Genomic DNA, 12,728 nt, shown 5'->3' with positions numbered 1-12,728 from the left:
CACACCATGCCCCGCCGGGCCGCCGCAGTGGCCCTGGTCGGTGTGTCCGCCCTGATCGCCGCGGCCGTCCAGTCGGGCGCCGCGTCCGCAGCCCCGGAGAAGGCACCGTCGGCCGCGGGCAAGGTCATACCGGGCGCCGAGTCCGTCAAACTCACCCCCGCCCAGCGCGCCGCGCTGATCCGCACGGCCAACGCCACCAAGGCGGAAACCGCCAGGGAACTGGGCCTGGGCGCCAAGGAGAAGCTGGTCGTCCGTGACGTCCTCAAGGACGGCAACGGAACCATCCACACCCGCTACGAGCGCACCTACGACGGCCTGCCCGTCCTCGGCGGCGACCTCGTCGTGGAATCCACGAAGGCCGACGCGACCGAGTCCGTCGTGAAGGCGACCCGCGCCGCCATCAAGCCGGCCACCACCACGGCCGCCGTCTCCGCCGCCAAGGCCAAGAGCCAGGCCCTCGGCGCCGCGAAGGCGGAGGACGCCAAGAGCCCCGCCGTCAACCGCGCCCCGCGCAAGGTGATCTGGGCGGGCGACGGCAAGCCGACCCTGGCGTACGAGACGGTCGTGGGCGGCTTCCAGCACGACGGCACCCCGCAGGAGCTGCACGTCGTCACGGACGCGGCGACCGGCGCGAAGCTGTACGAGTGGGAGGCGATCGAGACCGGCACCGGCAACACGGTGTACTCGGGCTCGGTCACCCTCGGCACCACGCAGGCCGGGTCGACGTACAACCTCACGGACGGCACCCGCGGCGGTCACAAGACGTACAACCTCAACCGCGGCACCTCCGGTACCGGCACCCTCTTCTCCGGTCCGGACGACATCTGGGGCAACGGCAGCCCGTCCAACCTGGAGTCGGCCGCCGCGGACGCGCACTACGGTGCCGCGCTGACGTGGGACTACTACAAGAACGTGCACGGACGCAGCGGTATCCGCGGTGACGGCGTCGGGGCGTACTCCCGCGTCCACTACGGCAACAACTACGTCAACGCGTTCTGGTCCGACAGCTGCTTCTGCATGACGTACGGCGACGGCTCGGGCAACACCAACCCGCTCACGTCGATCGACGTGGCCGCGCACGAGATGACCCACGGGCTCACCTCGAACACGGCCGGACTCAACTACAGCGGTGAGTCCGGCGGCCTGAACGAGGCGACCTCGGACATCTTCGGTTCGACCGTCGAGTTCTACGCCAACAACTCCTCCGACGTCGGTGACTACCTCATCGGCGAGGAGATCAACATCAACGGCGACGGCACGCCGCTGCGGTACATGGACCAGCCGAGCAAGGACGGCTCGTCGTACAACAACTGGACGTCCAGCATCGGCAACGCCGACGTGCACTACTCGTCCGGACCGGCGAACCACTTCTTCTACCTCCTGTCCGAGGGCAGCGGCGCCAAAACCATCAACGGCGTCAGCTACAACTCGCCCACCGCGGACGGCCTTCCGGTCACCGGTATCGGCCGCGACAAGGCGGAGAAGATCTGGTTCCGCGCGCTGACCACGAAGTTCACCTCCACGACCAACTACGCGGCGGCCCGCACCGGCACCCTCGCGGCGACGGGTGAGCTGTACGGCACGACGAGCGCGGAGTACACGGCGGTCCAGAACGCCTGGGCGGGCGTGGCGGTCGGTTCGCGTCCCGGTGGCGGCGGTGGCGGCGGCACCTCCTTCGAGAGCACGACCGACGTATCGATTCCGGACAACGGGGCCGCGGTGACGTCCCCGATCACGGTGTCCGGCCGTACGGGCAACGCGCCGTCGAACCTCGCGGTCGCGGTCGACATCGTGCACACCTACATCGGTGACCTCCAGGTCCAGCTGGTCGCCCCCGACGGCTCGGCGTACACGCTGAAGGCGTACGGCACCGGTGGGAGCACGGACAACCTCAACACCACCTACACGGTGAACGCGTCCTCCGAAGTCGCCAACGGGACCTGGCTGTTGAGGGTTCAGGACAACGCGGCGATCGACACCGGCTACATCAACAGCTGGAAGCTCACCTTCCCGTAGACCGGGTGGTGCCGATCGGCTGAAGGACAGGGCGCCGTCCCGGTGGTTCGACTCCCCGGGGCGGCGCCCTCTTTTTGCCAGCGCCTTACCGAGGGCTTGTTGGGCCTTTGCCGAGGTCACGTCGCTTTACATTGCGGAAATGTTCACCCAGTCGCTGGTTTTCGGCCAACATCACGACGGGGTCATGACATTTATGCGGCCCTGATGTCACTCTTCCTCACACCCGCCGCACAACTTCACAACCACCCCGGCCGGTTGCCCCACAACCGTCCGGGCTCCCCCACTAAGGAGCTTGTGTGACCCCCGTCTACGCGCGTCGCAAGCACACCACTCTGGCCATCGCCACCGCTGTCGCGGCCGGAGCCCTCCTCGCCACCGGTCTGACCACCGGCAGTGCCGCGGCGCAGAGCCCGGCGGAAGCCACGGGCAAGGCCACTCTCGCCGCAGCGCCCCTCCAGCTGTCTCCCGCCGCGCGCACCACGCTCATCAAGCAGCAGCAGGCCGACGCCTCCGACACCGCCCGGGAGATAGGCCTCGGCGCCAAGGAGAAGCTGGTCGTCAAGGACGTCGTGAAGGACGCCGACGGCACCGTTCACACCCGTTACGAGCGCACCTACGCCGGGCTGCCGGTCCTCGGTGGCGACCTGGTCGTCCACGAGTCGAAGTCCGGTGCGGCCAAGGGCGTCTCCAGAGCGACGACCAAGACCATCAAGGTCTCCTCCCTGACCCCGAAGCTCACCGTCGCCAAGGCCGAGAAGCAGGCGCTGACCATCGCCAAGGCCGCGGGCTCGGAGAAGACCGCCGCCGACGGCGCGCGCAAGGTCGTCTGGGCCGGCTCGGGCACCCCCGTCCTCGCCTACGAGACGATCGTCGGCGGCTTCCAGGACGACGGCACCCCCAACCAGCTGCACGTCATCACCGACGCCGCCACCGGCAAGAAGCTCTTCGAGTACCAGGGCATCGAGAACGCGACCGGCACCGGCAAGAGCCTGTACTCGGGCACGGTCAGCCTGGAGACCACCCTGTCGGGCTCGACGTACCAGCTGACCGACGGCACGCGCGGCAGCCACAAGACGTACAACAAGTCCCACGGCACCAGCTCCTCCGCTGGCACGCTCTTCACGGACGCCGACAACACGTGGGGCACCGGAGCCGCCTCCAGCTCCACCACCGACCAGACCGCGGCCGTCGACGCCGCCTACGGCGCGGCGACCACCTGGGACTTCTACAAGTCCACCTTCGGCCGCTCCGGCATCAAGAACAACGGTGTCGCGGCCTACTCCCGGGTCCACTACGGCAACGCGTACGTCAACGCGTTCTGGGACGACAGCTGCTTCTGCATGACGTACGGCGACGGCGAGACGAACACGCACCCGCTGACCTCGCTGGACGTGGCCGGCCACGAGATGAGCCACGGTGTCACCTCGAACACGGCCGGTCTGAACTACAGCGGCGAGTCCGGCGGCCTCAACGAGGCGACCTCGGACATCTTCGGCACGGGTGTCGAGTTCTACGCGGCCAACTCCAACGACGTCGGTGACTACCTCATCGGCGAGGAGATCGACATCAACGGCGACGGCTCCCCGCTGCGCTACATGGACAAGCCCAGCAAGGACGGCGGCTCGGCGGACTCCTGGTCCTCCTCGGTCGGCAACCTGGACGTCCACTACTCGTCCGGCGTCGCGAACCACTTCTTCTACCTCCTCTCGGAGGGCAGCGGCGCGAAGACGATCAACGGCGTGAGCTACAACTCGCCCACGTCCAACAGCTCCACGGTCACCGGCATCGGCCGCGCCAAGGCGCTCCAGATCTGGTACAAGGCGCTGACGACGTACTTCACGTCGACGACCAACTACAAGGCGGCACGCACGGGCACGCTCTCGGCGGCCTCCGCCCTGTACGGCTCCACCAGCACCGAGTACAAGGCGGTGGCCGCCGCCTGGTCCGCGGTCAACGTGAGCTAGCCCGAGGGGGGCTCGCTGGGCGGTACCCGGGACGAAGGCATTCCCGGGTGCCGCCCTACCCTTGTCTCCCATGTCCTTCACGTACGACGACGTAGGCGCGACCCAGCGGAACGGTTTCTGCCCGCCCGGCTTCCGCCCCCTCCACGTCCGCAACCGCATCGGCGAGGGCGAACAGGTCTTCCGCCGCGCCTCGGAAGCGGTCCTGACCTGGGAGATGCACCGGGCGCTGGGCATGGGCATCGACGCCTCCGCGGAACGCGCGGCGCCCGACGTCGACGTCACGGTGACGCTGGCCGGCCTCATCAAGGCACCCTGCCGTGTGGTCTGGACGGTGGAGGAACACCGCCGCGCGGGCTGGGCGTACGGGACGCTTTCCGGCCACCCCGAGTGCGGCGAGGAGTCCTTCGTCGTGGACCGGACGGGAGACGGCACGGTCTGGCTCACCGTCTCCGCGTTCAGCCGGGCCGCGAAGTGGTACGCCAAGGCGGGCGGGCCGGCGACCCGGGGGTTGCAGCACGCGTACGCGCGCAGGTGCGGGGTGGTGCTGCGGCGGCTGAGCGGCGGGGGCGAGGACTGAGTCCTGCCCGGGCCGCGCCAGCCGCCTGTCGAGCTCAAGCGCCTGTCACCTCATCAGCACCCCCGCCGCCTCCACCACGTCCTCCGACGGCACCGCCACCAGCCCCAGCTCCGCCCCGGACGCCAGCAGCCGATGCGAGGGAAGGATGCGGACGGTGTATCCGAAGGGCCCCGTCCGGTCCAGTGACAGCGGCCCCTCGTACACCCACCGCCCTTCCTGGTCGGGCCCGCCCACGGGCTTCAGGGGAACCGTCATCGCGTCCGCGATCCGGTCCTCCTCGTCCACGCGCCCGGACACGGCCTGCACCTCGACGTCCTCGGGGCTCAGCTCACCGAGCCCCACCCGCACCCGTAGCCCGAGCGTGGACCCGAGTTCCGCCGTGGTCGTCGCGACCGACGTCTCGACGTGGTCGACGGTGACCGAGGACCAGGCGCCGCGCACCCGCGCCTTCCAGAGGGCGAGCTCCCGCGCCAGGTCCGGCGTCATCGCGCGATGCGCGTGCGCGGCCGGCGTGTAGAGGCGCTCCACGTAGTCCCGGACCATGCGGCCGGCCAGCACCTTCGGGCCGAGCAGGGTCAGGGTCTGGCGGACCATCTCGATCCAGCGGTCCGGCAGCCCGCCCTGCCCGCGCTCGTAGAACCGTGGCGTGACCCGCTGCTCCAGCAGGTCGTACAGCGCCGCCGCCTCCACGTCGTCCCGGTGGTCGGGGTCCGTGCCCGTTCCGTCCGCGGTCGGGATCGACCAGCCGAAGTCGGGCTGGAACCACTCGTCCCACCAGCCGTCCAGGACCGACAGGTTGAGGCAGCCGTTGAGCGCCGCCTTCATCCCCGACGTCCCGCACGCCTCCAGCGGGCGCAGCGGGTTGTTCAGCCAGATGTCGCAGCCCGGGTAGAGCTTCTGCGCCATCGCCATGCCGTAGTCCGGCAGGAACACGATCCGGTGCCGCACCCTCGGGTCGTCCGCGAACCGGACCAGCTCCTGGACCAGCCGCTTTCCGCCGTCGTCCGCCGGGTGCGCCTTCCCCGCGACCACGATCTGGATCGGCCGCTCGGGGTGCAGCAGCAGGTCCATGAGCCGGTCCCGGTCGCGCAGCATCAGCGTCAGGCGTTTGTACGACGGGACGCGCCGCGCGAATCCGATCGTCAGGACGTCCGGGTCCAGCACCCCGTCGATCCACCCCAACTCGGCTGTTCCCGCGCCTCGTTGGCGCCACGACACGCGCAGGCGCTCGCGCACCTCCGTCACCAGCTGCTCGCGCAGCACCCGGCGCAGCTCCCAGATGTCCTGGTCGGGGATCTCCCCCACCGCGTCCCACCGGTCCGAGCCGCCGACCGTCAGCGCGTCCTCGGTGCGCTGGGCGCCGATCTGCCGGGCGCCGAGCCGGAAGACCTCCGGGGCGACCCAGGTCGGCGCGTGCACCCCGTTCGTCACTGAGGTGATCGGCACCTCGTCGGGGTCGAATCCCGGCCAGAGTCCGGAGAACATCTCGCGGCTGACCTGACCGTGGAGCAGCGAGACGCCGTTCGCGCGCTGCCCCAGGCGCAGGCCCATCACCGCCATGTTGAACAGGTTGGGCTCGCCTCCCGGATAGGTCTCCATGCCGAGCCGCAGGATCCGTTCGACGTCGATGCGCGGCAACTCGGCATCCGTGCCGAAGTGCCGGGCGACCAGTTCGCGGTCGAAGCGGTCGATGCCGGCGGGGACGGGGGTGTGGGTGGTGAAGACCGTCCCGGCCCGGACCGCTTCCAGTGCCGCGTCGAAATCGAGGCCTTGATCGCCCAGTTCGGCGATCCGCTCCAGCCCCAGGAACCCGGCGTGGCCCTCATTGGTGTGGAAGACCTCGGGTGCGGCGTGGCCGGTCAGCCGGCAGTAGGTGCGGACCGCCCGGACCCCGCCGATGCCCAGCAGCATCTCCTGGAGCAGGCGGTGCTCGCTGCCGCCGCCGTAGAGCCGGTCGGTCACCCCGCGTTCGCCGAGGTCGTTCTCCTCGACGTCGGAGTCGAGCATCAGCAGGGGCACGCGGCCGACCTGGGCCAGCCAGATCCGGGCGTGCAGCTGTTTGCCGCCGGGCAGGGCCAGCGACACCTGTGCGGGCGCGCCGTCGGCCTCCCTCAGCAACGCCACGGGCAGTTCGTTGGGGTCGAGGACGGGATAGTGCTCCTGCTGCCAGCCGTCGCGGGACAGCGACTGGCGGAAGTAGCCGTGCCGGTACAGCAGGCCCACGCCTATCAGCGGGACGCCCAGGTCACTGGCCGCCTTCAGATGGTCGCCCGCCAGGATGCCCAGACCGCCGGAGTACTGGGGCAGGGCCGCCGTGACGCCGAACTCGGGTGAGAAGTAGGCGACGGCGGCGGGGAGTTCGCCGGACTGCGCCTGGTACCAGCGCGCGCCGGAGACATAGTCGTGCAGATCGTCCGCGGCGGCCGTCAGCCGGCGCAGGAAGCGGCGGTCCTCCGCCAGCTCGGCGAGCCGCCGGGGCGGTACGTCGCCCAGCAGGCGTACGGGATCACAGCCCGAAGCGGCCCAGCACTCCGGATCGACCGACTGGAACAGGTCACGGGTCTCCGCATGCCAGGACCAGCGCAGATTGCGCGCGAGGTCGCTCAGCGGCCGGAGGGGTTCGGGCAGTACGGGTCGGACGGTGAAGCGACGGATAGCCTTCATTGCCACCTCGTACGACGTGCGGAGGGGGACGCACCGCGCTGTGCGCCCCGTCGTCACCGTCGACGGTATAGGGCGGCGGCCCTCGTAACCACGGTGCGGCAGAAGCAGACAGACCGGAAAACGCCGCAACCTTCACGCGCCCCCCATGGACGGTATGGCCGATTCCGCCCCCATAGGCGTGCTTGTGGCGGCTTCGCACCCCACGAGAGGCTGCGGGTGGCGTATCGGCCACGCCGGTCGGCTCCCGGTGCACCACGGCCGTCGTACGCCGAGTCGAGGAGGGGAACTCACACCATGGCACGGACGCGCACATGGCGTCTGCGCTGGGCGGGGGGCCTGACCGCGGTGACCTGTGCCGCCGCGCTTTCGGCCATCACCCTGCCCGCGCACGCCGCGCCGGAGGGGAAGATACTCGGCGCCGGGACCCCCGGTTCCGTCGGGGGAAGCTACCTGGTGACTCTCAAGGGGGGAACGAAGGCTCCGTCGTCGGCGGGAAGACGTGTCGCCGAGATGTACGGGGCGAAAATAAGCCATACCTACGGCACGGTCCTCAACGGCTACGCGGTCGAGGCCGACGAGAGACAGGCCAGGTTCCTCGCCGCCGACTCCCGCGTCGCGTCGGTCACCCAGGACACCCGTGTGACCCTGGAGCGCAGCCGGCAGAACCCGCCGTCCTGGGGGCTGGACCGCGTCGACCAGAAGAATCTGCCGCTGGACAAGAGCTACACCTGGCCCGAGTCCGCGGGCGCCGGAGCGACGGTGTACGTGATCGACACCGGCATCCGCGTCTCGCACAAGGACTTCGCCGGACGCGCCCGTTACGGCTGGGACTTCGTCGACGGCGACCGGACCGCGAGCGACGGGAACGGCCACGGCACCCATGTCGCCGGCACCGTCGCGGGCACCAGGTACGGCGTCGCCAAGCGGGCCGAGGTCGTCGCCGTCCGTGTCCTCGACAACGCCGGTTCGGGCACGACCGCCCAGGTCATCGCGGGTATCGACTGGGTGACCAAGCACGCGAGGAAGCCCGCCGTCGCCAACGTCAGCCTCGGCGGCTACCGCAACGCCCAACTCGACGCCGCCGTACGCAACTCGATCAAGTCGGGTGTCACGTACACGGTCGCGGCGGGCAACGACGCGCTGCCGGCGAGCCTCTACTCGCCCGCGAACGTCCGGCAGGCGATCACGGTCGGCGCGAGCGACAAGAAGGACGCGCGGGCGGACTTCTCCAACTTCGGCGCCGCCCTCGACCTCTTCGCCCCGGGCGTCGCGATCACCTCGGCATCCCACAAGGCCGACACCGCCAAGGCCACCTTCTCGGGTACGTCGATGGCGTCGCCGCACGCGGCGGGCACGGCCGCGCTCTATCTGGCCGACCATCCCAGGGCTACACCCGCACAGGTGTCCAAGGCGCTGGTCGCGCAGGCGGTTTCCGGAAAAATCTCCGGCCGAGGGCTTGCCTCGCCGAACAAACTGCTGCAGGTTCCGGCCCCGTAGCGACAGTGTGCAGGATTCGGCCCCGTTCGTCTCGAACGGGGCCGGTCTTGTGTGTAGACATACGCGTGAGTAGTTAACAAAGTGCCGGATTGCTCACCCGAATAGGGTGGGAAGGCTCCTCCGGTACAACCCCCAGCAACACCACGCAGGACCCACCTCCCCACAGCCATCCGCCCACCCACGTTGACGCGGACAGGAGCGGTCATGCCCGCCACGCACCACTCGTCAGCACCCCCGACGGCCGGTACCGAGTCACCCCCCGAGCACCACTCGGCAGCCATCCAGCCACCGCCTCCGGAGCCACCCTCCGTCGGCGACGGCATCGGGCGCATACCCGTCCTCGACGTCCGTCCGATCGTCCAGCGCGGACGCCGGCCCGCGAAGGCGGTCACCGGCGAGACGTTCGAGATCTCGGCCACCGTGTTCCGCGAAGGCCATGACGCGGTCGCCGCCAACGTCGTACTGAAAGACCCCGAAGGGCGCCCGGGCCCCTGGACCCCGATGCGTGAACTGGTCCCCGGCACCGATCGCTGGGGCGCCGAGGTCACGGCCGGTGAACCCGGCCACTGGACGTTCCACGTCGAGGCCTGGGGCGATCCGATCAGCACCTGGCGCCACCACGCCCAGATCAAGATCCCGGCGGGCATGGACACCGACCTCGTCCTGGAGGACGGCGCGCGCCTGTACGAGCGGGCCGCCGACGGCGTTCCCAAGGGCGAGGGCCTGCGCAAGGTGATCCGCGCCGCCGTGGCGGCCCTCCGCGACGAGACCCGCCCGGCCGCGGCGCGGCTGGCGGGGGCGTTGACGCCGGAGGTGGACGCGGTGCTGGCGCGGTATCCGCTGCGCGAGCTGGTGACGGTTTCCGAGGTGCTGCCGCTGCTGGTGGAGCGGGAGCGGGCGCTGTACGGGGCCTGGTACGAGTTCTTCCCGCGCTCCGAGGGCACGCCGCAGCGTCCGCACGGTACCTTCCGCACGGCCGCGCGGCGGCTGGGGGCGATCGCGGCGATGGGGTTCGACGTGGTGTATCTGCCGCCGGTCCATCCGATCGGGTCGACCTTCCGCAAGGGCCCCAACAACACCCTGTCCGCCACCGCCGAGGACGTGGGCGTGCCGTGGGCGATCGGCTCCCCGGAGGGCGGCCACGACGCCGTCCACCCCGACCTGGGGACGATCGAGGACTTCGACTGGTTCGTGGCCCGGGCCCGCGAGCACCATCTGGAGATCGCGCTGGACTTCGCGCTGCAGTGTTCGCCGGATCATCCCTGGGTGCACAAGCATCCGGAGTGGTTCCATCACCGCCCCGACGGCACCATCGCCTATGCGGAGAACCCGCCGAAGAAGTACCAGGACATCTACCCGATCGCCTTCGACGCCGACATGGACGGTCTGGTCGCGGAGACGCTGCGGGTGCTGCGGTTCTGGATGGAGCACGGGGTGCGGATCTTCAGGGTCGACAACCCGCACACCAAGCCGGTGGTCTTCTGGGAGCGGGTGATCGCGGAGATCAACGCCGCCGACCCGGACGTGATCTTCCTGGCCGAGGCGTTCACCCGGCCGGCGATGATGCACACCCTGGCCCAGATCGGGTTCCAGCAGTCGTACACGTACTTCACCTGGCGCAACACCAAGGAAGAACTCACCGAGTACCTGACCGAGCTGTCGGGTGAGGCGGCCGCCTATATGCGGCCCAACTTCTTCGCCAACACCCCCGACATCCTGCACGCCTATCTCCAGCAGGGCGGCCGGCCCGCCTTCGAGATCCGGGCGGTGCTGGCCGCGACCCTCTCCCCCACCTGGGGGATCTACAGCGGCTACGAACTGTGCGAGAACACCCCCCTGCGCGAGGGCAGCGAGGAGTACCTCGACTCCGAGAAGTACCAGCTCCGCCACCGTGACTGGGACACCGCCGACAGCATCACCCCCCTGATCACCCAGCTGAACCGGATCAGGCGGGCGAGCCCCGCACTGCGCCAGTTGCGCGATCTCCACTTCCACCACGCGGACCAGGAAGCGGTCATCGCGTACTCGAAGCAGAGCGGCTCGAACACGGTTCTGGTGGTCGTCAACCTCGACCCTCACCACACCCAGGAGGCCACGGTCTCGTTGGACATGCCGCAACTCGGCCTGGAATGGCACGAGTCGGTGCCGGTGCGCGACGAGCTCACCGGCGAGACCTATCACTGGGGCAGGGCGAACTATGTGCGCCTCGAACCGGGCACTCGCCCCGCGCACATCCTGACCGTCCTGCGACCGTCCACCCCGCAGACCGGAGGGTCACCCACAATATGATCGTCAACGAGCCCGTCCAGGACACCTTCGAGGACACCCCCGCGAAGGACCGGGACCCCGACTGGTTCAAGCGTGCCGTCTTCTACGAAGTGCTGGTCCGCTCCTTCCAGGACAGCAACGGCGACGGCGTCGGCGACCTCAAGGGCCTCACCGCCAAACTCGACTACCTGCAATGGCTGGGTGTCGACTGCCTGTGGCTGCCGCCGTTCTTCCAGTCACCTCTGCGTGACGGCGGCTACGACGTCTCCAACTACACGGCCGTCCTGCCCGAGTTCGGCGACCTCGCCGACTTCGTGGAGTTCGTCGACTCCGCCCACCAGCGCGGCATGCGCGTCATCATCGACTTCGTCATGAACCACACCAGCGACCAGCACCCGTGGTTCCAGGAGTCCCGCAACGACCCCGACGGCCCCTACGGCGACTACTACGTCTGGGCCGACGACGACAAGCAGTACCAGGACGCCCGGATCATCTTCGTCGACACCGAGGCCTCCAACTGGACCTTCGACCCGGTCCGCAAGCAGTACTACTGGCACCGCTTCTTCTCCCACCAACCGGACCTCAACTACGAGAACCCGGCGGTCCAGGAGGAGATCATCTCCGCGCTGCGGTTCTGGCTGGACCTCGGCATCGACGGCTTCCGCCTCGACGCGGTGCCGTACCTCTACCAGCAAGAGGGCACCAACTGCGAAAACCTTCCGGCGACCCACGAGTTCCTCAAGCGGGTCCGCAAGGAGATCGACGCGCACTATCCGGACACGGTGCTGCTGGCGGAGGCCAACCAGTGGCCCGAGGACGTCGTCGACTACTTCGGCGACTACCGGTCCGGCGGCGACGAATGCCACATGGCCTTCCACTTCCCGGTCATGCCCCGCATCTTCATGGCGGTGCGCCGCGAATCGCGCTACCCGGTCTCGGAGATCCTCGCCAAGACCCCGGCGATCCCGTCGAGCTGCCAGTGGGGCATCTTCCTGCGCAACCACGACGAGCTCACCCTCGAGATGGTCACCGACGAAGAACGCGACTACATGTGGGCCGAATACGCCAAAGACCCCCGCATGCGCGCCAACATCGGTATCCGCCGCCGGCTCGCCACCCTGCTGGACAACGACCGCAACCAGATCGAGCTGTTCACCGCGCTGCTGCTGTCCCTGCCCGGCTCGCCGATCCTGTACTACGGCGACGAGATCGGCATGGGCGACAACATCTGGCTCGGCGACCGCGACGCGGTCCGCACCCCCATGCAGTGGACACCGGACCGCAACGCAGGTTTTTCGTCCTGTGACCCCGGGCGGCTGTACCTGCCCACCATCATGGACCCCGTCTACGGCTACCAGGTCACCAACGTCGAGGCGTCGATGTCGTCGCCCTCCTCGCTGCTGCACTGGACCCGCCGCATGATCGAGATCCGCAAGCAGAACCCCGCTTTCGGCCTCGGCTCCTACACCGAACTCCAGTCGTCCAACCCCGCCGTGATCGCGTTCCTGCGCGAGTACGAGGACGACCTGGTCCTGTGCGTGCACAACTTCTCCCGCTTCGCACAGCCGACGGAGCTGGACCTGAGCACGTTCAACGGACGGCACCCGGTCGAGTTGTTCGGCGGGGTGCGGTTCCCGGCCATCGGGGACCTGCCGTACTTGCTGACGCTGGCAGGGCACGGTTTCTACTGGTTCCGCCTCCGCAAGGAAGCGCTCTAGAAGCCCGGGCGGGGCGGTTTCCCC

7 protein-coding genes are annotated in these 12,728 nt (G+C 69.2%); 6 read left to right on the top strand and 1 reads right to left on the bottom strand.

All coding sequences use genetic code 11. The features are described from left to right. Window positions 1-6: 6 nt before the first annotated feature. The 3 genes from OG381_RS31930 (at window position 7) to OG381_RS31920 (ending at window position 4,557) form a co-directional block, all read left to right on the top strand. Window positions 7-2,016: a M4 family metallopeptidase gene (locus OG381_RS31930; RefSeq protein WP_443062056.1), complete on the top strand. Its 2,010-nt coding sequence runs from the start codon at window positions 7-9 to the stop codon at window positions 2,014-2,016. A gap of 296 nt (window positions 2,017-2,312) precedes the next feature. Continuing rightward, entirely contained in the window at window positions 2,313-3,980 is a 1,668-nt protein-coding gene (locus tag OG381_RS31925; protein WP_327719487.1) for a M4 family metallopeptidase, read from the top strand. Window positions 3,981-4,050: 70 nt separating this feature from the next. Further along, window positions 4,051-4,557: a DUF1990 family protein gene (locus OG381_RS31920; RefSeq protein ID WP_327719486.1), complete on the top strand. Its 507-nt coding sequence runs from the start codon at window positions 4,051-4,053 to the stop codon at window positions 4,555-4,557. Window positions 4,558-4,602: 45 nt separating this feature from the next. Here OG381_RS31920 and OG381_RS31915 read toward each other — a convergent pair whose 3' ends face one another. Next, window positions 4,603-7,221 carry a glycosyltransferase family 1 protein gene (locus tag OG381_RS31915; protein WP_327719485.1) on the bottom strand — a complete coding sequence of 873 codons (2,619 nt, stop codon included), beginning with the start codon at window positions 7,219-7,221 and terminating at the stop codon, window positions 4,603-4,605. Between the two features lie 294 nt (window positions 7,222-7,515). Between OG381_RS31915 and OG381_RS31910 the strand changes: the two genes are divergently transcribed. The 3 genes from OG381_RS31910 (at window position 7,516) to treS (ending at window position 12,704) form a co-directional block, all read left to right on the top strand. Then, complete coding sequence (locus tag OG381_RS31910) at window positions 7,516-8,718, top strand: S8 family peptidase (RefSeq protein WP_327719484.1); 1,203 nt, start codon at window positions 7,516-7,518, stop codon at window positions 8,716-8,718. A gap of 204 nt (window positions 8,719-8,922) precedes the next feature. Continuing rightward, window positions 8,923-11,007: an alpha-1,4-glucan--maltose-1-phosphate maltosyltransferase gene (locus OG381_RS31905; RefSeq protein WP_327719483.1), complete on the top strand. Its 2,085-nt coding sequence runs from the start codon at window positions 8,923-8,925 to the stop codon at window positions 11,005-11,007. Next, on the top strand, window positions 11,004-12,704 hold the full coding sequence (treS, locus tag OG381_RS31900) for a maltose alpha-D-glucosyltransferase (RefSeq protein WP_327719482.1): 1,701 nt from the start codon (window positions 11,004-11,006) through the stop codon (window positions 12,702-12,704). Before OG381_RS31905 ends, treS begins: the two co-directional genes overlap by 4 nt. Window positions 12,705-12,728: the final 24 nt, after the last annotated feature.

Origin of the sequence: Streptomyces sp. NBC_00490, assembly GCF_036013645.1 — a bacterium.
Taxonomy (GTDB): Bacteria; Actinomycetota; Actinomycetes; order Streptomycetales; family Streptomycetaceae; genus Streptomyces; species Streptomyces canus_F.
This window is presented reverse-complemented; position numbering and strand designations above follow the sequence as displayed.

Coding starts and splice junctions, on each gene's coding strand:
- OG381_RS31910 (WP_327719484.1), top strand. CDS start 7,516: ATGGCACGGACGCGCACATGGCGTCTGCGCTGGGCGGGGGGCCTGACC.
- OG381_RS31915 (WP_327719485.1), bottom strand. CDS start 7,221: ATGAAGGCTATCCGTCGCTTCACCGTCCGACCCGTACTGCCCGAACCC.
- OG381_RS31920 (WP_327719486.1), top strand. CDS start 4,051: ATGTCCTTCACGTACGACGACGTAGGCGCGACCCAGCGGAACGGTTTC.
- OG381_RS31930 (WP_443062056.1), top strand. CDS start 7: ATGCCCCGCCGGGCCGCCGCAGTGGCCCTGGTCGGTGTGTCCGCCCTG.
- treS (WP_327719482.1), top strand. CDS start 11,004: ATGATCGTCAACGAGCCCGTCCAGGACACCTTCGAGGACACCCCCGCG.
- OG381_RS31905 (WP_327719483.1), top strand. CDS start 8,923: ATGCCCGCCACGCACCACTCGTCAGCACCCCCGACGGCCGGTACCGAG.